At 25.9% G+C, this 19,591-nt stretch carries 23 protein-coding genes, 3 tRNA genes and 2 pseudogenes; 20 read left to right on the forward strand and 8 right to left on the reverse strand.

The features are described from left to right. Window positions 1-466: 466 nt before the first annotated feature. Together FRIFI_RS04780 and FRIFI_RS04785 are read left to right on the forward strand one after the other, a co-directional pair. A complete protein-coding gene (locus FRIFI_RS04780; protein WP_166505144.1) occupies window positions 467-946 on the forward strand; it encodes a hypothetical protein in 480 nt (159 codons plus the stop codon). Between the two features lie 219 nt (window positions 947-1,165). Further along, the gene (locus FRIFI_RS04785) at window positions 1,166-1,333 is read left to right on the forward strand and encodes a hypothetical protein (RefSeq protein ID WP_166505145.1); all 168 of its coding nucleotides are present in this window, start codon (window positions 1,166-1,168) and stop codon (window positions 1,331-1,333) included. A 254-nt stretch (window positions 1,334-1,587) separates the two neighbouring features. Here FRIFI_RS04785 and FRIFI_RS04790 read toward each other — a convergent pair. The 5 genes from FRIFI_RS04790 to FRIFI_RS04810 all read right to left on the reverse strand — a co-directional run bounded on the left by FRIFI_RS04790 (window position 1,588) and on the right by FRIFI_RS04810 (window position 3,523). Further along, a tRNA-Asn gene (locus tag FRIFI_RS04790) sits at window positions 1,588-1,663 on the reverse strand. A 243-nt stretch (window positions 1,664-1,906) separates the two neighbouring features. Beyond that, a tRNA-Asn gene (locus FRIFI_RS04795) sits at window positions 1,907-1,982 on the reverse strand. A gap of 244 nt (window positions 1,983-2,226) precedes the next feature. Beyond that, window positions 2,227-2,302, reverse strand: a tRNA-Asn gene (locus tag FRIFI_RS04800). Between the two features lie 274 nt (window positions 2,303-2,576). Then, window positions 2,577-3,197, reverse strand: a complete 621-nt coding sequence (locus FRIFI_RS04805) for a DUF2812 domain-containing protein (protein WP_166505146.1) — start codon at window positions 3,195-3,197, stop codon at window positions 2,577-2,579. Beyond that, the gene (locus FRIFI_RS04810; RefSeq protein WP_166505147.1) at window positions 3,194-3,523 is read right to left on the reverse strand and encodes a PadR family transcriptional regulator; all 330 of its coding nucleotides are present in this window, start codon (window positions 3,521-3,523) and stop codon (window positions 3,194-3,196) included. The genes FRIFI_RS04805 and FRIFI_RS04810 overlap by 4 nt, the downstream gene beginning before the upstream one ends. Window positions 3,524-3,792: 269 nt before the next feature. Here FRIFI_RS04810 and FRIFI_RS04815 point away from each other — a divergent pair, with 269 nt between their 5' ends. From FRIFI_RS04815 to FRIFI_RS15520, 7 genes and pseudogenes are all read left to right on the forward strand, one after another. Then, on the forward strand, window positions 3,793-4,413 hold the full coding sequence (locus FRIFI_RS04815) for a hypothetical protein (RefSeq protein ID WP_166505148.1): 621 nt from the start codon (window positions 3,793-3,795) through the stop codon (window positions 4,411-4,413). Between the two features lie 63 nt (window positions 4,414-4,476). After that, window positions 4,477-4,668 carry a hypothetical protein gene (locus tag FRIFI_RS04820; protein WP_092926472.1) on the forward strand — a complete coding sequence of 64 codons (192 nt, stop codon included), beginning with the start codon at window positions 4,477-4,479 and terminating at the stop codon, window positions 4,666-4,668. A gap of 82 nt (window positions 4,669-4,750) precedes the next feature. Beyond that, a complete protein-coding gene (locus FRIFI_RS15130; protein WP_242871338.1) occupies window positions 4,751-4,969 on the forward strand; it encodes a hypothetical protein in 219 nt (72 codons plus the stop codon). Window positions 4,970-5,194: 225 nt separating this feature from the next. Then, the gene (locus tag FRIFI_RS04830; RefSeq protein ID WP_166505149.1) at window positions 5,195-5,833 is read left to right on the forward strand and encodes a hypothetical protein; all 639 of its coding nucleotides are present in this window, start codon (window positions 5,195-5,197) and stop codon (window positions 5,831-5,833) included. Between the two features lie 357 nt (window positions 5,834-6,190). After that, window positions 6,191-6,391, forward strand: a complete 201-nt coding sequence (locus tag FRIFI_RS04835; RefSeq protein WP_166505150.1) for a hypothetical protein — start codon at window positions 6,191-6,193, stop codon at window positions 6,389-6,391. A 209-nt stretch (window positions 6,392-6,600) separates the two neighbouring features. Beyond that, entirely contained in the window at window positions 6,601-7,791 is a 1,191-nt protein-coding gene (locus tag FRIFI_RS04840; RefSeq protein ID WP_166505151.1) for a dicarboxylate/amino acid:cation symporter, read from the forward strand. Between the two features lie 145 nt (window positions 7,792-7,936). Continuing rightward, window positions 7,937-8,002 (forward strand): annotated as a pseudogene (locus FRIFI_RS15520) (DUF4177 domain-containing protein); the annotation flags it as partial. A 660-nt stretch (window positions 8,003-8,662) separates the two neighbouring features. On the opposite strand, the gene FRIFI_RS04850 reads toward FRIFI_RS15520, so the two are convergent. Continuing rightward, entirely contained in the window at window positions 8,663-9,481 is an 819-nt protein-coding gene (locus FRIFI_RS04850; protein WP_330405613.1) for a nucleoside phosphorylase, read from the reverse strand. 371 nt (window positions 9,482-9,852) lie between these two features. Between FRIFI_RS04850 and FRIFI_RS04855 the strand changes: the two are divergent. After that, window positions 9,853-10,278 (forward strand): annotated as a pseudogene (locus FRIFI_RS04855) (GNAT family N-acetyltransferase); the annotation flags it as partial. A gap of 110 nt (window positions 10,279-10,388) precedes the next feature. Here FRIFI_RS04855 and FRIFI_RS04860 read toward each other — a convergent pair. Then, window positions 10,389-10,826: an ImmA/IrrE family metallo-endopeptidase gene (locus FRIFI_RS04860; RefSeq protein WP_166505152.1), complete on the reverse strand. Its 438-nt coding sequence runs from the start codon at window positions 10,824-10,826 to the stop codon at window positions 10,389-10,391. Between the two features lie 22 nt (window positions 10,827-10,848). After that, window positions 10,849-11,253, reverse strand: coding sequence for a helix-turn-helix domain-containing protein (locus tag FRIFI_RS04865; protein ID WP_166505153.1), 405 nt, complete (start codon window positions 11,251-11,253; stop codon window positions 10,849-10,851). A gap of 203 nt (window positions 11,254-11,456) precedes the next feature. On the opposite strand from FRIFI_RS04865, the gene FRIFI_RS04870 reads away from it, so the two are divergent. The 10 genes from FRIFI_RS04870 (at window position 11,457) to FRIFI_RS04915 (ending at window position 19,590) form a co-directional block, all read left to right on the forward strand. Then, the gene (locus tag FRIFI_RS04870) at window positions 11,457-11,657 is read left to right on the forward strand and encodes a helix-turn-helix transcriptional regulator (RefSeq protein ID WP_092926452.1); all 201 of its coding nucleotides are present in this window, start codon (window positions 11,457-11,459) and stop codon (window positions 11,655-11,657) included. A 46-nt stretch (window positions 11,658-11,703) separates the two neighbouring features. Beyond that, on the forward strand, window positions 11,704-12,519 hold the full coding sequence (locus FRIFI_RS04875) for a phage antirepressor KilAC domain-containing protein (RefSeq protein WP_166505154.1): 816 nt from the start codon (window positions 11,704-11,706) through the stop codon (window positions 12,517-12,519). Further along, on the forward strand, window positions 12,494-12,883 hold the full coding sequence (locus FRIFI_RS04880; protein ID WP_166505155.1) for a hypothetical protein: 390 nt from the start codon (window positions 12,494-12,496) through the stop codon (window positions 12,881-12,883). Before FRIFI_RS04875 ends, FRIFI_RS04880 begins: the two co-directional genes overlap by 26 nt. Window positions 12,884-12,891: 8 nt before the next feature. Then, entirely contained in the window at window positions 12,892-13,770 is an 879-nt protein-coding gene (locus FRIFI_RS04885; protein ID WP_166505156.1) for a DnaD domain protein, read from the forward strand. Beyond that, window positions 13,673-14,440, forward strand: a complete 768-nt coding sequence (locus FRIFI_RS04890) for an ATP-binding protein (RefSeq protein ID WP_166505157.1) — start codon at window positions 13,673-13,675, stop codon at window positions 14,438-14,440. The genes FRIFI_RS04885 and FRIFI_RS04890 overlap by 98 nt, the downstream gene beginning before the upstream one ends. 431 nt (window positions 14,441-14,871) lie before the next feature. Beyond that, window positions 14,872-15,951, forward strand: coding sequence for a Hachiman antiphage defense system protein HamA (locus FRIFI_RS04895; RefSeq protein ID WP_166505158.1), 1,080 nt, complete (start codon window positions 14,872-14,874; stop codon window positions 15,949-15,951). Next, a complete protein-coding gene (locus tag FRIFI_RS04900) occupies window positions 15,926-18,004 on the forward strand; it encodes a DEAD/DEAH box helicase (RefSeq protein ID WP_166505159.1) in 2,079 nt (692 codons plus the stop codon). Before FRIFI_RS04895 ends, FRIFI_RS04900 begins: the two co-directional genes overlap by 26 nt. A gap of 462 nt (window positions 18,005-18,466) precedes the next feature. After that, entirely contained in the window at window positions 18,467-18,643 is a 177-nt protein-coding gene (locus FRIFI_RS04905; RefSeq protein ID WP_166505160.1) for a hypothetical protein, read from the forward strand. 168 nt (window positions 18,644-18,811) lie between these two features. After that, window positions 18,812-19,153 (forward strand): DUF4258 domain-containing protein, encoded by a 342-nt coding sequence (locus FRIFI_RS04910; protein ID WP_166505161.1) that lies wholly within the window; start codon window positions 18,812-18,814, stop codon window positions 19,151-19,153. Further along, window positions 19,150-19,590 carry a helix-turn-helix domain-containing protein gene (locus tag FRIFI_RS04915; RefSeq protein WP_166505162.1) on the forward strand — a complete coding sequence of 147 codons (441 nt, stop codon included), beginning with the start codon at window positions 19,150-19,152 and terminating at the stop codon, window positions 19,588-19,590. Before FRIFI_RS04910 ends, FRIFI_RS04915 begins: the two co-directional genes overlap by 4 nt. The last annotated feature ends 1 nt before the right edge of the window (window position 19,591 follow it).

Genomic DNA, 19,591 nt, shown 5'->3' on the forward strand with positions numbered 1-19,591 from the left:
TAAAATCATCTGCTTTAGTGGACATATTATTAAGTTTTAGTTTTGACATAATTAAATTAACAATTGTTATATATTGCAAAAAAAGATTGAAAGGGGAAATTATTGTGAGAGATTGTATTGAATGTAATCATAAGTTTACATTTTATGATAGATTAAAATGTTTTTTTAGCTTAGAAGGACATTTGAAATGTTCAAAATGTAACTCAATTTATAAATCTAAAGCAAATGTATATAGGGGAATATACATTTTTATTATTACTATGTCAAATATATTTGTATTTAATAATATCATTATTTTAAATGATTTTATGCTAAAATTTAAACTGCAAATATTAATATTATTTATAACTATTCCTTTGTTTGATTTATTACCTCATAGGTTACATAGATACGAAAAGATTAATTAGAAATTGGTATATATTATGAATTATATAATAGGCTATACAGTATTATGCAAGGGGGAAAAATGAATTCGAAGAAAAACAAGATAATCCTAATATTAGGTTTGATAATAATTATTATGTTTATTGTTATAAAAGTATTTGTAAAAAGTAATGAAGAGTTTGGTGGAGCAGTAATAAGTGGAAGTATTGGTGCACTTAACCTTGATAAAAATGAAAACATCTCAAAAGAAGATGAAGAATATATCATTAGGGTTTGTTTCACAAAACGAAAAAATGGTATAGATATAAACTCAGAAAATGCTAGAAAATTAGGAAAACCAACAAATACTATGTCCTTATTTTTATATAATAAAATTGAGGGAGTATCAAGTAGAGTCCATCGTTATAATTTATGGATAGGTAATAAAATAGGATATATTCAAAATATTAAAGATAATAAAGTTTATATATTGAGTAGTGATGAAAATAAATTCTTTATAGATCAATACTTGAAATTTCATAGTATTGAAGAAGTAAAAAGTATGATATCAAATGAGTTCTGATTTAGATTATAATTTTGTTATATTACGAATTAAGAAATCTAGAAGTTTAAATAATTAGTAATTCATAATATAGCATTTTTATTTAAATACTTATTTCCTAGCATGGGAGCGATAGGAATTGGATATCTTTTAGGTAAAACATTTCTTATTTTTAAGAGTAAGATAAGTTTTAATAAATAATATATTTATATATAAGTAGAAAAATAGGAGGGGTATAATGTGAATTACTTTGAACATTCATATTATCTAGGTATATTAATGATAATTGCAGGCTTGATTATGAGATATGGTGCGGGGGAAAGACCTAATTCATCAGGTTATAAAACATGGACTTCTTGTAAAAATGGCACTAAAAGGAAAAGAAAAAATCATGTTAAGTTTATATAGTTAAATTATAATTAAATATATATTTTGAAGGTGTGAAAGTATGGAAATATGGGATGTTTATGATAAAGATAGAATTAAAACTGGTGAAACAATGGTAAGATGTAGCTAATTTGCGGCTGAAAGATTGTATGGATATTCATTGTAAAAATGTGAATAAAAAAGTAGGAGTATATAAGTAGGTATACAATTACTTTTTTGTTATTAAAACATAGCCAAATAAAAAAACTCTTAGTCAAAACTAAGAGTTTTTAAAGTGGCGGGAATAACAGGGCTCGAACCTGTGACCCATTGATTAACAGTCAATTGCTCTACCAACTGAGCCATACTCCCATATATTTTGGATAGGTAGAAAATTTTCACCTGTCCGTTACAGTTATTATTTTAACCAGTTTATTAAATTTTATTAATATTTTTTAAAAATTATTTAACTATTATAAAATATTTATAAATAGCTGTAATATACAAAAGAGAATTATGTTAATTAAACTTTGGTGACCCTTTATATAATATAATTGATAAAATATTTAAATATCCAAATAAAAAACTCTTAGCCAAAACTAAGAGTTTTTAAAGTGGCGGGAATAACAGGGCTCGAACCTGTGACCCATTGATTAACAGTCAATTGCTCTACCAACTGAGCCATACTCCCGTATATTTTGGATAGTGTAGAAAATTTTTACCTGTCCGTTACAGTTATTATTTTAACCAGTTTATTAAATTTTATTAATATTTTTTAAAATTATTTAACTATTATAAAATATTTATAAATAGTCTGTGATATACAAAATGGAATTATGTTAATTAAACTTTGTTGACTCTTTATATAATATAATTGATAAAATATTTAAATATCCAAATAAAAAACTCTTAGCCAAAACTAAGAGTTTTTAAAGTGGCGGGAATAACAGGGCTCGAACCTGTGACCCATTGATTAACAGTCAATTGCTCTACCAACTGAGCCATACTCCCAAATATTTTAGATAGGGTAGAAAATCTTCACTTGTTCGTTACAGTTATTATTTTAACCAGTTTATTAAATTTTATTAATAGTTTATTAAAAATTATTTATATAAGAATTTAAATAACTTAAAATAAAAATACAAAAGTGGAAAAAGTTGAAACAACAATAAAAGTAGCTATACCACAGTAACTAAAATTAATTTAGCTATGGTGGTATAGCTATATGATAAATTTAATTCTATATAGTTTAAACCTTATATAATATAACTCTTTTAATGTTGAATTATTCATAAAGCTTTTTATCTTTTTTATATTTCTTTACTAAGTTAAAGTATTTTACAGTTTGTATTCCTAAAAATAGAGTAATTAAAATTAATCCCCATAATAGAGTATTTAATAATAAATGATTAGAAGCTTTGTATTTACTTACAAAAGTAATTATTGCAAGAAGTATAGTTGTAAATAAATACATATTTCGTATTGGAGTAAGATATTTTATTAAATCATCATTACTTGTGTGTAGGTTAAAATCCATTCCATCATTTTGCTTTTCTAATATTAGTAATTCTTTGTTAAAACTTCCTGGGGAAGTTGCAATTTTACCGCCATTACTCCATGGTCTAAATTTCATTTTACCAAATGACCAGTTTATATTTATATTCTTTATAAAACTCTTATACCCAATATCGTTTTCTAAAAAATTCTTATATTTTTTTATTTCAGAGTTTGATTTATCAGCAACAAATTCAACGCAGTATATATATTCTGATGGATTGCATTTTTCAAACTCATAGGTTAATTTTCCTACCTTAACAAGTCTATATCCATGTTTAGCCATTTTATTTAACCATTTTTCTTGCCCCTCTAAAAAATCAAAGAAATACTTAAACACTATTTTTTTCATATTTTATCATCCCCTACTATTTTTAAAGAGATATTAAGAACATCATTTAATCGTGCAATTTCATTTTCAACTACGATTTTACCTTTAGATGTTATTAAATACTCCTTTTTCCTACTATCATCTTTACTCTCGTATGGCTCTATCCATCCTTTTTTTAACAAAGTATTAATAGCTCCATAGAGAGTCCCAGCCCCTAATGATAAACGACCACTTGTTTTTAATTCTATAAATTGCATAATACCATAGCCGTGGTTAGGCTTGTATAGTGCCAATAGAATAAAAAGTGTCGTTTCTGTTAAAGCACCACCTTTTACGTTATCTCTCATTTTATTTCTCCTTTATTACAGTAACCTTTATTACGTTTACTGTAATAAGATTATATCAGTAAACGTAATAATTAACAATAAAATTATATATTTATTAAGGCTTACATTAATCCTACATATCTTATCATTTTAAAGATATAAGAGAAGAACTTAAAGTAAATTATGTTGAAATATACAAATAGTTATAACATATAGTATAATTATGCATATATTTATTTACAATTATTATATAACACAAAATAAAAAATAATAGTAAGGGGGTATTTAAAATGATAAGTGAATATACTAATGAATCTTGGTCTATTAGAACATCTAAGGATGAGTTATTAAACTTTATTATATTTACTGGGTGTATGTATAATTTAATTGATAATGAAAATTTTAATGAATCAAATACACCTTGGCCAACTAATCTATCAAATCTAGTTTTTGATGATTTACATATTGAAAAGCTAAAATTACAGTGGAAACTATGGTTTAATGGAGTTATAGAAGAAAGATGTAATAATATTAACCATAATAGAATGAGTATACTTGTTAGTGAAATATATAATGTAAATAATTTTTTAGAGCTGGAATATATTGAGCTTAGGGAATGCTGTAAAAAATCATATCCATATTTCATTGAGTGGTGGGATATGCAAGCTGGAGGTAAAAGTGCGATTTCTTACTATGAAATTATGGGAGAAAATAGATTTTGTGATTATATAGATGAATTAGAATGTGAATTAAATAGAAAAGTTAAGGGATTTAATCTTTATATAGATATAGTATATACGGGAGTACCAGATGTATTAGATGTAAATGATGAATATATTGTAATAACTCCAAATGGATATATGTATTTAACTAAGGATTGGTGGATGAGAAAATTAGCTAAATTAGCATAATAATTCCTAAAAAATTTTAATATAATGCTAATTTAAATAAGACATATTTTAGGGGTATTATCAATGGATTTAGAAAAATGTCCATTATGTGGATGTAATGAAATTGGAGAAGGTAGTTTTGTAGGTTATGGTGGATTAATTAATTCGAATAGTTTAATTCCTAAAACACAAGAAGTAGTAGCTAGTGTATGTACAGAATGTGGATATATAATAGCTATGAGAGTTTTAAAACCTAATAAATTTAAGAAGAAATAATAATATATAGGTTAAAAACTATCCATAAAAAATTAAATGTATGTTATTATAAACTTTATTATTAAATGAAGGGCTAAGAGATATGAATAAGATTTTAATGATAGAAAAAACTAAGAAGTTTGTAAAGAACAAACTATATGGTGAGGGAAGTGGACACGATTGGTTTCACATAGAAAGGGTTTATAACTTAGCTAAATATTTAGCAGAAAAAGAAATAGCAGAAAAAAGACATAAATTTATGGAAGAGTTTTTAAATGAGTTTTATGATGAATGGAGTTTTAGTGGACAAGGTGTTAAATAAAGGGGGGATAAAATGACTACATATTTTTTTACAATTCCATACGGGGCAATTGCAGTATTTGGGATATTGATAGCTGGAGTTGGCTTATTTTTATATAATAAAAATAAGCATAAAAAGTAAACTAATAGAGGATTTAAAATATTTTCATCCTTAGGGATTATCATTTAGGAAATATTTTAAATAATATATATAAATAGGAATTTACATAAGAAAGTGAGTTAGACAGTGATAAAATTTTTAGAACAAATAAGAACTCCTAAGAATGATTTGACGACTTCCAAAAAGATAATAAATTCAATCATAATTTTTCTTCTTGGAATTGGACTTGGAACTTTTTCAAAGTGGCTAGATACTTTAGCTATAGATGATGGTATTTGGTGGCAACATATTTTAGGTATACTAGATTTAGGAAATGTATTCTCTTTACTTGGAGTGTGGATTTTACTTGCAGTATGTATATCTATTTTTAGTAATACACCTTTACGAGCAGGCATTAATGTATTTTTATTCTTTTTAGGTATGTGTGTTAGCTATCATATATATAGTATTATTTTTGCAGGATTTAATCCGATGAATTACATGATGATATGGTATGCAGTAACAATTATTTCTCCATTATTGGCATTTGTTTGTTGGTATGCTAAAGGAAATGGAATTGTACCATTTATTATTAAGGTATGTATAATTACAGTTATGATATTATGTTCTTTTAGTATAGGAATGTGGTATTTCGATTTTACAAGTATAATAAATACAGTGTTTTTTATAACTATATTAGTTGTTTTGTACGATACCCCAAAGGGATCTATATATAGTTTAATGACTTCTATAGTATTGGCATATTTAATCAGATTATTTATATAGTTAAAATAGCTAGATATTGGGTAATTCCCATATGTCTAGCTATTTTTATTGCTTATTTATCATGTAATTATTTAAGATAGTTAAAAAATAAAATATTAAAAAGCATGTGGAGATATAAATACTAAATCATTAACAAATTATTTCTTTTAGTGGACAGTTGTTTAACTATAAGTTCTGCTATAATTAAATTAACAATTGTTATATATTATAATAAAAGGTTGAAAGGGGAAAATATTGTGAGAAATTGTACTGAATGTAATCATAAGTTTACATTTTATGATAGATTAAAATATATTTTAAAAAGGGCAAAACAAAGTAAATGATGCTCAAAAATATGTTTTTTGTGGAGGAGATAGTATGAGAAAGTGTTTAAGATGTAATGAAACTATGGTTGAAGATTATATGTTGAAAACTGAAAATTTTACAGCTCAAGCTTCAGTGTTATTAGGAAAGGGAAGTGGAGTTTTTTCAGATACAAAAGGAAAAGTAAAGGCTACTGTTTGTCCAAATTGTGGTGAGATTTCAATATTTTTTGATAAGTTAGATAAAATTAAGTAGTTTATTTATTTAATATATTGCGAGCTTACAGGGTAGTAATCTAAAGTTATTACTCTATTTTTGTGTATCTGATTTAATATTATAGAAATACTTAAATTTTGTTGAATATTAAGTACTAGTTTGCTATCATTTGTGTTGATGATGATAATATTTTGTCATACTAAATATTTTATTTTAAAAATTTATTCATATTAAAAGGGGGATTTATTATGAAAAAGATTTTCGATAGCTTAATATTTAAGCTAGTACTAGCAGTTACTATTGGTCTTATAGTTGGATTTATATCTTCAGAGTCCGTAATGAACGTAATAGTTACTCTTAAATACGTTTTAGGTCAGGTTATATTCTTCTCAGTTCCATTAATAATCATTGGATTTATAGCTCCATCCATAGCTAAATTAAGACATAATGCTTCTCAATTATTAGGATTTGCAATTGGTTTTGCTTACATATCATCAGTGGGTGCAGCAGCATTTTCTGCAATATTTGGTTACATATTAATTCCAAAATTATCAATCGCTTCAACTACAGGGTCTTTACGTGAATTACCAGAACTTATCTTTCAATTAGACATACCTCAAGTAATGCCTGTTATGAGTGCTTTATTTTTATCTATAATAGTTGGTTTAGCTGTAACTTGGACTAAAGCTGACTTAGTTGAAAAATTTCTAAATGAGTTTCAAAATATAGTTTTAAGCTTGGTTAATAAAGTTGTAATACCTATATTACCTTTCTTTATAGCTACAACATTTGCTAGTTTAGCATATGAAGGTTCTATAACTAATCATCTTCCAGTATTCTTAAAGGTTATAGTTATTGTACTTATTGGTCACTTTATATGGATGTCAGTATTATACCTTATTGCAGGTATCATGTCAGGAAAAAATCCAATGGAAGTTATAAAATATTATGGTCCAGCTTATTTAACAGCTGTTGGAAGTATGTCTTCTGCTGCAACATTACCTGTAGCACTAGAATGTGCTAATAAGTCTAAAGTTTTAAGAAAAGATATATTAGATTTTTCTGTTCCGCTTTGTTCAAATATACATCTTTGTGGTTCTGTTTTAACTGAAGTATTCTTTGTAATGGTTGTATCTCAAATTCTTTATGGTCATCTTCCAAGTGTTGGGAATATGGTTTTATTTATATTATTACTTGGAGTATTTGCAATAGGTGCACCTGGTGTTCCTGGGGGAACAGTTATGGCATCTCTTGGTCTGATAACTAGTGTTCTTGGATTTAATGAAACTGGAACAGCTCTTATATTAACTATATTTGCTCTTCAAGATAGTTTTGGAACAGCTTGTAATGTTGTTGGAGATGGTGCGTTGACTCTTATGCTTACTGGGGTTGCTGATAAGAAGAATATAAAGAGTGATGATAGATCTTTTAATTTATAGTTAGTTTAATTCTTTTATAAATATAATCAAGCCTTACTACATGTATTTTTGTATAAGGCTTGTTTTTTATAGAGGGGTGAGATAGGATGTTTGAATATAAATTTATATAAGTACCATTAAAACAAGGATTTAAAGTAAAAAAGGCGACCATTTTGAGAAATGCAAAAATATTATTAATGAAGAAGCAAAAAATGGGTGGAGATTAAAATAGCTAGTTATTCCACCAGCAGATAGTAATGGGATGTATTATCCATATTGTTATCAAATAGTATTTGAGAAAGAAATCGATTAATACATAATATTGAGGGAAGAAATAGAAAACCTATGTAGTAAATATGGTATAATCTAGCTAAAAGGAGTAGAAGGATATGAATAATAAATTCAATCATAATTTCTCTTCTTGGAATTGGACTTGGAATTTTTTCAAAATGGCTAGATACTTTAGCTATAGATGATGGTATTTGTTTGTTGGTATGCTAAAGGGAATGGAATTGTACCATTTATTATTAAGGTATCTATAATTACAGTGATATTATGTTCTTTTAGTATAGGAATGTGGTATTTCGATTTTACAAGTATAATCAATACAGTGTTTTTCATAACTACATGAGTTGTTTTATACGATAAACCAAAGGATTCTATATATAGTTTAATAATTTCTATAGGATTGGCATATTTAATCAGATTCTTTATATAGTTAAAATAGCTAGAAATTGGATAATTTTTATCAAGAATAAATTTAAATAAATGTTAAAAAGAGTTAAACTTAGTATACTATATATGAATAGTATGTTAAAAAAATCCAACAGATAATACATTGTCTGTTGGATTTTTTAATTCGTAATATATTAATAGTACTAACAAATATATATTATTTAGTTGCTATTTTAACTGCCATTTCCATAGCTATAGTTGCTATTTTATCTTTTTCAATTAATTTTTCATCATTTGATAAACTTCTTTGGTTCCACTCTTCACTATCTAAATTGTCTGCGGCATAGAAAAAATGAAATACTTCTTTTTCTCTAAAAGAGGCTATTGCACCCACTGCTGAACATTCCATATCTACACATATACATCCTTGTTCTTTTCTTCTTCGAACCTTATCTTTTGTTTCACGATACATTGCATCTGTTGTCCACACTTTTCCTATTGTGTATTTTAATTTATGACTATCTAGTATTTCTATAAATTCATCCATGTATTTAGTATTTACTTTAATTTCATCAGAGGGTGGTGCATAGTGATAGCTCGTTCCTTCATCTCTTATTGCACTATTTGGTATTATAATAGAGCAATCTTCTATTGATGCATCTAGTACGCCACAAGTTCCAAATAATATTATTTTTTCACATCCCATTTGAAATATATCTTCTATTTCTCCTATGCAACATGGAGCTCCTACAGTTGACATGTATAGAGCTATGTCTATATTTTCATAATTTACTTTGTATATTATGTTTTTTCCGTTTGTTCCACTCATCTGTGCTATTTGGGTAGCATTTAATTCTTTTATTATTCTTGTAAAAGTTGTTTTTGAAAAACATGATACAGCTATTTTAGGAAATCCATCTATTTTACTTTGTATATTCCAAGGGTTTATTATAGCCTTTTTATTTTCATCGAACTCATGTAGTACTATATATATATCATCCCTCCAAATTATATATTTTTGTAATTGTAGCAGAATATAGTTTTATCTGCAATATAACTATTTATAAATATTTTTATTTAATATTTTTTATGGTGTCATAACTTTATAGTATCGACACTTATTTTTATGTGTATGAAAATATATGTTTTAGTGGCAATTAGTTTTAGAACGATTATTTAAATAAAAATTAGAGGGATTGAAAGCTGTAAAGAATAAATATAAATAAAATGTTAAATTATAGAGCTTTAATTACAAATAAAGGGGGATTATTTTATATGTTAAAGCATATAGGAACTAAAATAATAAATACAGATAGGTTAGTTTTAAGGAAATATGAAATAAATGATGCTGATGATATGTTTAGAAACTGGGCATCAGATAATTAAGTTTCCAAATTTCTATCATGGGATTCACATAAAGATGTCATGTTTACTAAGTCGCTTTTAGATTCTTGGATTAGAGAGTATAGTGATGAAAAAAACTACCATTGGGCTATTGAATTAAAAGAAATTAATGAAGTTATTGGTGATATTGATGTATTTAATTTAAAAGATAAGCATTCTTCTTGTGAAATAGGTTATTGCTTATCAAGGGCATTTTGGAACAAAGGTATTATGAGTGAGGCATTAAATGCAGTTATTAAGTATTTATTTGATGAAGTTGGATTAAATAGAATAGTAGCAATGCATAATACTAAAAATATTGCTTCAGGTAAAGTTATGATAAAAAATGATATGAAATTTGAAGGTACATTAAGGCAAGCAAGTAAATTAGGTGATAGTTTTTATGACTTAAATGTTTACTCAATTTTAAAATCTGAGTGGAAAGCTTAAGATATAGTTTTTAATATTCAATAATTAAATAGATGTTTTATTACACAAGATATTTAAGTATATTACATATAAAGAGGGCTAAAATTAGCCCTCTTTAATATTTATAAAACTTACTTATTAAGATTATTGTACTTATGCTCAACTAATTCATAAGAAACACATTCACACTTTGAAATTTCCTCTAAAGAATAGCCATAATACTCACTAAATACACTATCATCTAAAAGTATTTCAGCAGCAAATTTATTAGCTTGTTTTTCTAGTTTATCCTTAGATTGAAGTGTATTTCTAGATATAAATAATATATTTTTATCTTCATGAAGTATAGCATGACCAAGTTCATGGGCTGCTACTAAGTTAACTTCCTCATCACAAAGATTACTATCAATACATATAACTTTCTCACCAAATTCTTTAGTATAATATCCTCTAAGATTTCCCTTAAGAGGATAGCGAATATACAGTATATCTAAATAATCCATAAGTTCAAAAGGATTATTAGTTTTATATTTATTTATAAGCTTTTTAGCTTCATATTTAGCATTCATAAAATCTCCCCAATAACATTAATTATTTTCCCCTTAGTTTTGACTCTTGCTTTTTCTTAGCTAAAGTAAGAACAACTTCCATTGATTGTAAGAAACTATCTAGTTCTTCATCAGTCATAGGCTCACCATCAAACATTAAACTACCATGAGCTCCAATCTTTTTAAGCATTTTATCCATTTCTAATTTAACATCAGCTATTCCTTCATCTGATATGTAGTTTTTATCATCAGTTCTAGCAAACAAATAATCAGTAGAAACATTAAAATAATTTGCTAATTTATTTAAAGTTTCACCTTTTGGCTCTCTTATTCCATTTTCATATCTAGATAGAGTTACCTTAGTGGTATCTAATTCTTTAGCTAACTCTTCAAGAGTCAACCCTTTTTCTTTTCTTAAAGCTTTTAATCTCATAGATAAAGTTTCCATTTTTTCACCCACCTTAATTTAATTATAGCAGAAGTAGTCCAAATGTATAACAAAATTATCTAAAAATACAACTTGTTACCATATTTTTACCTTTTGGATAAAAACATGTTGATATTTTACCTAAAGGGTAATACTATTAAATTATCAAGGGAAGTTACCAAAGTTTAAATAAAAATAATCATAAAATATATAAAGGAGTAAATATGGGATATAAAAGAAACTTAAAGGGGTTAAGGGTAAGTAAAGGATTTACACAAAAGGAGATAGCTAAACTTATACATATGTCAAAAGTAACTTATGTAAAAAAAGAAAATGAGAAAAGCTCATTTACAGTTTATGAAGCATTAGATTTAGCTAAAATACTTGGAGTTAGTGTGGAAAGCATATTTTTAGGTAACAAATAAATTATCTAAATATGAAATAAATTTTAATTAAAAAATGGGGGATAAAATGTTTGATTTAAAGGTATTTAAAAGCAGTGAATATGGAGAAATAAGTGTAGTATTTGAAAATAATAAAGAATACTTTGAAGCAACTAAAGTAGCACAAATACTAGGATATACTAATCCTAGAAAAGCAATAAGAGATCATTGTGATAAAGATATGGGGACAATTTATAGGGCAAAAGTAATAACTGGAAAAAATAAAGATGGAAGTTTAAAAACTAAAAATATAAATAAAAAATTTATAGATGAAGCAAATCTATATAGGCTAGTATTAAAATCTAAACTACCTAGTGCAAAGAAATTTGAAAAGTGGGTAGTAGAAGAGATTTTACCAAGTATAAGAAGAAATGGGGTATATATGAATGATGAAACAATAGATGAAATACTTAAAAATCCAGAATTTCTATTAAAACTAGCTCAAAAATTAAAAGGTGAAAAAGAAAAAGTAAAAGCATTAAACAAAGTTATAAAAGACTTTGAACCATATATAAAAATAGGACAAGTAGTAGGGGAATGTGAAGATGCTATAAGTATAGGTGCATTTGCTAAAATGTTAAATTCACTAGGAATAGATATTGGAAGGAATAGACTTTTTTATTGGCTTAGAGTAAATGGATATATTATGAATCAAGGAAATGAAAACCAACCAAAGCAAAAGTATGTAGAACAAGGACTATTTAAAACTCGTCAGTACGTAGTAAATACAAATAATGGTCAAAAGATAAAAGTAACTACTTATATAACAGGGAAAGGTCAAAAATATTTTATAAAAATTATAGGGGAGGAATTTGGATATGAGAAAAATTACAGATTTCATTAAGAAAAAAGAAAAAGAGGTAAACCTACCATTTGGAAGTGATGAGTGTGGTAAGTTTTTAAAAGAAACCTATAAAGAAACTTTAAATGAAGTAGTGGTGCTAGATGATGGTCTATATGAAAAAATAGAACATTACAATAGCATAGTAGATAATATAAACAAGCTTGAAAAAGAAAAAAAGACAATAGAACATATTATTCAAAGTGAAATGAGAGAGTACGAAACAGCATTTTGTAAAGATAGAAAAATAACTTGGAAAAAAGTAATTAAAAATAGTATAGACACTAAAAAATTAAAAGTAGATTATCCAGAAATAATTAAAAATTATACAAAAACAAGTACATCTAGAACTTTTAGAATGAAGTAGGTGAGGTTGTGGCAATATTTAGAAAGATACATACACAGTTTTGGAGAGATGATAAAGTATTAGAAGAATATACTCCAGAATGTAAAATATTTATGGTCTATATTCTTAGCAATCAAAATACTACTCAAATAGGAATATATAAAATAACTAAAAAACAGATAGCCTTTGAACTAGGCTATTCTGTTGAAACTATAAATACTTTAATGGACATATTTATAAATAAATACAAAACTATAAAATATAATGAAGAAACTAGGGAATTGGCCATTAAACATTGGGGAAAGTACAACCTAGATAGAACTGGAAAGCCAATGATGGATTGTATAAATAAAGAGCTAAAAGAAGTAAAAGATAAATCACTTATAAAATATGTAAGTGAGAGTATACCTAAAAAAGAAATAAAAGATTTGTTTGATATGTATAGCAATGGCGACTCGTACCACCATACGTATAACGAGTCGTATGAAAATATAGGACAAGAAAAAGAAGAAGAAAAAGATAAAGAAGAATATAAAGAAGAAGAAGTAAATGATGTAGGTAGGTATGCTAAATTATATGAAGAAAATATAGGATTTGTAAATCAATTAGTTAGTGAGTGGCTAATTTATATAAGTGAAAATATAGATATAGGATTATTTAAAAAAGCTATAGAAGTAGCTACTGATAGAGGACATGTTAATAAAGGGTATATAAATGGCATTATAAATAAGTGGATAGATAACAATATAAGAAGCTTAAAAGATTTAAATGCTTATGAAGTAAGTTCTAAAAACAAAGGGGATAGGAAAAATGGAAAGAGTAGATACATTAAAGAACTTGAAGATGAGTCAATATATCAAAAGCCAAGTGAAGAACAAATCAGAGAAATACAAAGACTCCTACAGTGAGTATAGATGTGTTAAGTGTAGAGATTTAAAATTTATAATAGAAGATAATACTGCCATACCTTGTGAATGTAGGGCTTTAAGAGAGTGTGAAGATATATTAAAAAATAGTGGCATAAGTGATGAGTTTAGGAAAAAGACTTTTAAAAACTTTAATTATGCTTATGATGTTCAGACAATAGATGCTTATTACAAGGCTTTAAGCTATAAAAAGAATTTTAAAAATATAGAAAAGACTAGACAAAACTCTATAATATTTATGGGGCAAGTAGGAAGTGGCAAGACTCATTTATCTCTAGCTATTAGCAATGATTTGATGGATAGTGGAGTAGGTGTTTTGTATATGCCTTATAGGGATGTTATTATATCTCTTAAGCAAAATATTATGGATGAGGAGTATTATAGAAAAGCTATTGGTAGGTATAAAAGGGCTAGGGTACTACTTATTGATGATTTGTTTAAGGGTGGGATTAGCAAAAGTGATATAAATATTGTATTTGAGATTATTAATTTTAGATATTTTAATAATTTGCCAATGATTGTTAGTACGGAAAAGAGTTTTGATGAGCTTGTTGAAATTGATGAGGCTACTGGTAGTAGGATTATTGAGATGAGTAAGGACTATTTGGTGAGTGTTAAGGGGAAGAGGTTAAATTATAGGATATATGGATAGGAGGAACGATTCGTTCCTCTTTGTTTATGCGGTAAATTTATATGAAAATATGGTTGTTTACTTATGTTGTTTTTTTTATGATTATATAAATGACGAGTATTTATATAGGATTAGCATTAACATATGATGTATTTAAATTACGGACAAGGGTTCGGTTCCTCTAGTTTCCAACATTGAAATCCACGAAAATACATTGATAATTTAGTCAATGTATTTTTTTTGTTTATTTATATATTATTTTGGTTTTATCAAACAACAAATGTATTATATTTTTACTTAAAATAAGTAATATTTTGTAAAGACTATTTTGAAGTAATTTTAAATTTAGCCTTTTATTATAAAATTGATTATAAAAAATATAAATATAAAATTAAAATATATATGAGCATGTTAGATAAAGCGTGAGTATTAGATGAAAATAAGGTCTTACTATGTATAAAGATGATAAAGATTACACATATAAGTATAAAAATGGTAATATAAATATAAGGATTAATAATAAATTTATAATTATTTATGATAACAAGGGGATGAATAATAGTTTGGGAGTAAAGATTAAAAAAAAAATACCATTAAAAAAAGATACACATCATAACTTCGATGTCCATTATTACAATGATAAGTATTCTTTTATATATATAGAATTTGAAGATAATGAAAAATTTTATGATAAAATATTTGAATATTTCTTTAATCCAGATAGATTAATAAAATATATTGAAGGAAAGTCAGGAATTAAATTCAACAGAACGAAGAGAGACTACTCTATTTTATATAAACATCTCAGATTGTATATAGATGATTTTAATGAAAGTAAAACTATCAAAGAGCTAGAAAATGAAATAAAATCTATTTTATTGGACGAAGATTTACTTGAGGAAGATGAAGGGGGATTTAAAATAAGATTGGATAAGATAGGAAGAATGGGGGAGTATTTTTTTAGTTGTTTATTAGGCGAGTATTTCGGATTTGAGTGTGTGATACCTAAAATACAGTTGACGTCAGATCCGAATATGAATGTATATGGTATAGATACTTTATACTATGACTTAGCTAGAGACGAAATATTATTTGGAGAATCTAAGTTTTGTAAAAGCATAGAAAATGGTGTAACTTTAATAAATAAATCTTTAAAAACTTATGAACAACAAATATCTGATGAATTCTGGTGCGTTCTAAGTAATCGTTTTTACAAACAAAATTTAAATGTATTCAATGATAAATATGGTGATGTAGCAGAAGTATGTATTAGCTTTGAAGAATTTATAAAGGAAGCAGATATAAAATCTATAGGTATTCCTATATTTATAGCACATGGTAGAAATCTTGAAAAAGATGAAATAATAAGAAAATTATCTAATATAAAAAAAGTGGATTTTTTAGGTGTACCAACAACATATTACTGTATATCTTTACCTATTATAAATAAAAGTAAGTTAGTATCGGCAATAACTATGGGAATAAAGGAAAGGTTGGAGTATTATAATGAGCAGAGAAAACATAATCAATGACATCCAAAAAATAAGAGAAAAGTATATTAGAGAGATACATGTATCTGATAATAAGACTCAAAAAATTAGAGAGTTAGCAGATATTCTTTATACTTTAGATTTAACGGTATATTCTAAAGATTATTCCTTTGATTCTGCATTATATAGTGCTTTATCTGAATCCTATATAGATAGCAATATATCTTTACATCCCGGACAATTAGAAATAATAGATGAAATAGTAAATAATAATGCATTAATAGTAAGTGCTCCAACTAGTTTTGGGAAAACTTTTTGTATATTTGAGTATATAATTCGATACAAACCTAAAACTGTAGTTTTGGTGGTGCCAACATTAGCTCTTGTCGATGAATACTTAAAGAAGATAATAAAAAGATATAATTTTCAGTTTAAAGATTATAAAATACATACTGTGATAGATGATGAAAAAAAATATGATTTTGATAAGTGTAATATATTTATTTTAACACACGATAGAGTAGTTCAAGAAGAATCATATAGAACATTTCCAAAGATAGATTTTTTAGTAATAGATGAAGTTTATAAACTTAAGAAGGATATAGAGGATGATAGAGTTTTAGTATTAAATATGGCATATTATAATCTCTCCAAAATATCAGATAAGTACTTGCTATTAGCTCCATTTATAGATTCGATAGATAATATTGAAGCATTGGAAAATGAACCAAAGTTTTTTAAGTCAAATTATTCACCTGTTGTAAATGATATTAAGACTATAAATATATCAAATGACAATGATAGGTATTTAGAGTGCAGAAAAATTTTAAAGAGTTTTGATAAAGATGATAAAAGTATTATATATTTTCCGACGGTATCAGGTATATATAAATATGTAAATGAAATAATATGTGAAGAACCGATTTTAGAGGATTTAGATGATGATGTGAGAGATTTTATTAAATGGGCAAAAGAAGATATACATGAAGAATGGTGCTTAGTCAAAGCTTTAGAAAGAGGATATTTAATTCATAATGGTCAAATACCCATTGGTACAAGAATGTTTCAACTAGACTTTTACGAAGAGAGTGATACTTATAACACTCTTCTATGTACATCAACCCTATTAGAAGGTATAAACACCACAGCTAAGAATATTATAATTACAAGACCCTCAAGATTATCAGAGAAACATAGTGAAAAAGATGCCTTTACAGCATTTGATTTTTTTAATCTCGTTGGGAGGGCAGGAAGGTTAAATCAACATTTAATAGGTAATGCATATTATTTAAAAGGTAGTAAGGATCCTAAATTTATCAAAGAAGATGCAGTAAAAAGTATTAGATTTGAAATAAATGATGATAGCAAAGATATAGATATTCAAAAAGGTAATATTGAAAAACATCAAGAAGTACAAGATTTTCTTAAAGATTTGGAAATATCGATAGAAGAATATTTATCAGAAGTTGGAAGTAGACTTAGATTTAATACAGTATTAAATATATACATTCGTTATAATAAATATAAAGCAGAATTGTTTGAAGAATTAGATATATTAAGTAATGATTCTAAGAGGGGGAGACTTTATCTAATTAGAATTCTATATAAAATAATAGAAGAAAAAGAGAATAAATTATACTCTAATATTATAAATAATTTACTGAATAAAAGTAGGCCTAAGATAAAATCAGTAGTAAAAAAAACTTTAGATTATTATAAAGGACTTGATATTAATTATGTTATAGCAATAACTATAAGATTAAAAATGAGTTATATAGAAAATGATTTTTATACAAAACTGTTAGTTATAAAATTTTTTATAGTTAATATTGATCCTACATATTCGCATCTTATAGATATACTTAACAATAAAGTAGTATCTTCAATTGAACAATTATATTTTACATCGTCAAGACATAAAAAAATGCTGACTGATTTAGGAATATATGAAAGAGATATTGATAAAATTATATCTATTATAGGAAATGATTTTGATGATGCTACAGAATTGAAATATAAGTTAATTAAGAATAAAAATAATTTAAGAAATTTAAGTTTTATATCTAAGTATGTAATTGAAAAGCTTATACAATAATTAAGATTTTATAGCATTTTAATAATATTATACTTTGATAGCGTATCAAACAAAGCCACATTGATAAATCTAAATAGATAATTATAATAATTGAAGCTAATATTTAAGTATGATAATAATAAAATAGGAAGAGATGAGCAGAGGCACTTATACAGAGAAGCATGTATTAAATAAAATGAGGCTATACCAGTTTTAAGTAAGGCGTTAAATGAAAGGTTAAAAATTAAGTCTAATGATAATCAGTAGATATTTAATAATCTTAGAAATAAGCTAGAGAAAGTAAATAAGGAAATTGAAAATGTACTTAAGGTTATAATGAGTGGTATAGTTAACAATATGATTAAAGATAAGTTAGATAAATTAGAACAAGTAAAGTTAAATTTAGACTTAAAGATAAATGAATTATCTATAGAAAGTAATGATGTAGAATAAGTAGATATAACAGAAGATCAAATTAGAAGTATGTTTGGAAAGTTTAAAGGTTTTATTTTTATTAGAAATTTACCAGAATGTAAGAAGTTTATAAGTGATTATGTTACAGCAGTAATAGTATATAGAGACCATGTTGAAGTGATATTCAATGTGGTCTTTTCTTTTGTTGCTAATGAAAAAAGTCACAATTTATATATAAAAAGGTAAGAAATGAAATTATAAATAGATATATAATAGGAGAATTAATTATAATAATATATGGATAATAAGATGTTAATGATTTATAATAATTTATAGTAATTTATAATAATTTATAAAATGGTTATCAAATAAACATTAATAGTATATAATATAAATAAGAAAAGGGAATAATTTATGATTGAATCACTAGCAGAAAAAATAATAAGAAAGAACTTTGAAGAGGGGAATTATGAAATAACGACCCATGCATTTGAAAGAATGAATGAGAGAATGATAGATATAGATGATGTAGAGAGATGTGTAGTACAAGGAGAAACAATTGAATTTCAAAAGGATATAGATACGAAAGATATAAAAGTATTATTTCAAGAAGATACTGAGGATATTCCTGAATTTTATGTTGTAGTAAAGGCATCATATGATATGCCGTCAATTGTAACAGTATGTAGAACTGATAGTGAAGTTTGGGAATGTATAGATAATGTTTTACGTAGAAAGGAGAGATTTAGAAGATGACGAAAAAATGTTATATATGTGATAGTAATATGAATAAAACTACTACCTCAATTAAAACAGGATGGGGAGAATATAAATTAACGATAGATGGTATCAGTGCAAATGTATGTCCAAACTGTGGAGAAATAACTTTAGAAAGTAAAGAAGCTATAATGATTCAAAAACTTAGTAAAAGTTTATCAAGTATAGATGATAAAGAAAAACCTAATATATTAAATTTAACCGAAGTAGCAGATTTGCTTAGAGTAAGCAATCAAACAATATATAATATGATAAGAGATGGAAGAATTAAAGCATATAAAGTTGGTAGAGAATGGAGATTCTTAAGAAAAGATATAGAAACATTCATGAGTGAAGATGTATGTCACATAGCTGCAAGAGGACAAAAAAATACACTAACAGACAATGATACTAAAATAATCGAGAAGTATCTTTAGT

Source organism: Romboutsia hominis, from assembly GCF_900002575.1.
GTDB lineage: Bacteria > Bacillota > Clostridia > Peptostreptococcales > Peptostreptococcaceae > Romboutsia_C > Romboutsia_C hominis.

Coding starts and splice junctions, on each gene's coding strand:
- FRIFI_RS04865 (WP_166505153.1), bottom strand. CDS start 11,253: ATGGAAACTTTATCTATGAGATTAAAAGCTTTAAGAAAAGAAAAAGGG.
- FRIFI_RS04815 (WP_166505148.1), top strand. CDS start 3,793: ATGATAAGTGAATATACTAATGAATCTTGGTCTATTAGAACATCTAAG.
- FRIFI_RS04835 (WP_166505150.1), top strand. CDS start 6,191: ATGAGAAAGTGTTTAAGATGTAATGAAACTATGGTTGAAGATTATATG.
- FRIFI_RS04895 (WP_166505158.1), top strand. CDS start 14,872: ATGTATAAAGATGATAAAGATTACACATATAAGTATAAAAATGGTAAT.
- FRIFI_RS04860 (WP_166505152.1), bottom strand. CDS start 10,826: ATGAATGCTAAATATGAAGCTAAAAAGCTTATAAATAAATATAAAACT.
- FRIFI_RS04805 (WP_166505146.1), bottom strand. CDS start 3,197: ATGAAAAAAATAGTGTTTAAGTATTTCTTTGATTTTTTAGAGGGGCAA.
- FRIFI_RS04780 (WP_166505144.1), top strand. CDS start 467: ATGAATTCGAAGAAAAACAAGATAATCCTAATATTAGGTTTGATAATA.
- FRIFI_RS15130 (WP_242871338.1), top strand. CDS start 4,751: ATGAATAAGATTTTAATGATAGAAAAAACTAAGAAGTTTGTAAAGAAC.
- FRIFI_RS04915 (WP_166505162.1), top strand. CDS start 19,150: ATGACGAAAAAATGTTATATATGTGATAGTAATATGAATAAAACTACT.
- FRIFI_RS04890 (WP_166505157.1), top strand. CDS start 13,673: ATGGAAAGAGTAGATACATTAAAGAACTTGAAGATGAGTCAATATATC.
- FRIFI_RS04905 (WP_166505160.1), top strand. CDS start 18,467: ATGTTTGGAAAGTTTAAAGGTTTTATTTTTATTAGAAATTTACCAGAA.
- FRIFI_RS04910 (WP_166505161.1), top strand. CDS start 18,812: ATGATTGAATCACTAGCAGAAAAAATAATAAGAAAGAACTTTGAAGAG.
- FRIFI_RS04840 (WP_166505151.1), top strand. CDS start 6,601: ATGAAAAAGATTTTCGATAGCTTAATATTTAAGCTAGTACTAGCAGTT.
- FRIFI_RS04880 (WP_166505155.1), top strand. CDS start 12,494: ATGAGAAAAATTACAGATTTCATTAAGAAAAAAGAAAAAGAGGTAAAC.
- FRIFI_RS04810 (WP_166505147.1), bottom strand. CDS start 3,523: ATGAGAGATAACGTAAAAGGTGGTGCTTTAACAGAAACGACACTTTTT.
- FRIFI_RS04900 (WP_166505159.1), top strand. CDS start 15,926: ATGAGCAGAGAAAACATAATCAATGACATCCAAAAAATAAGAGAAAAG.
- FRIFI_RS04875 (WP_166505154.1), top strand. CDS start 11,704: ATGTTTGATTTAAAGGTATTTAAAAGCAGTGAATATGGAGAAATAAGT.
- FRIFI_RS04820 (WP_092926472.1), top strand. CDS start 4,477: ATGGATTTAGAAAAATGTCCATTATGTGGATGTAATGAAATTGGAGAA.
- FRIFI_RS04870 (WP_092926452.1), top strand. CDS start 11,457: ATGGGATATAAAAGAAACTTAAAGGGGTTAAGGGTAAGTAAAGGATTT.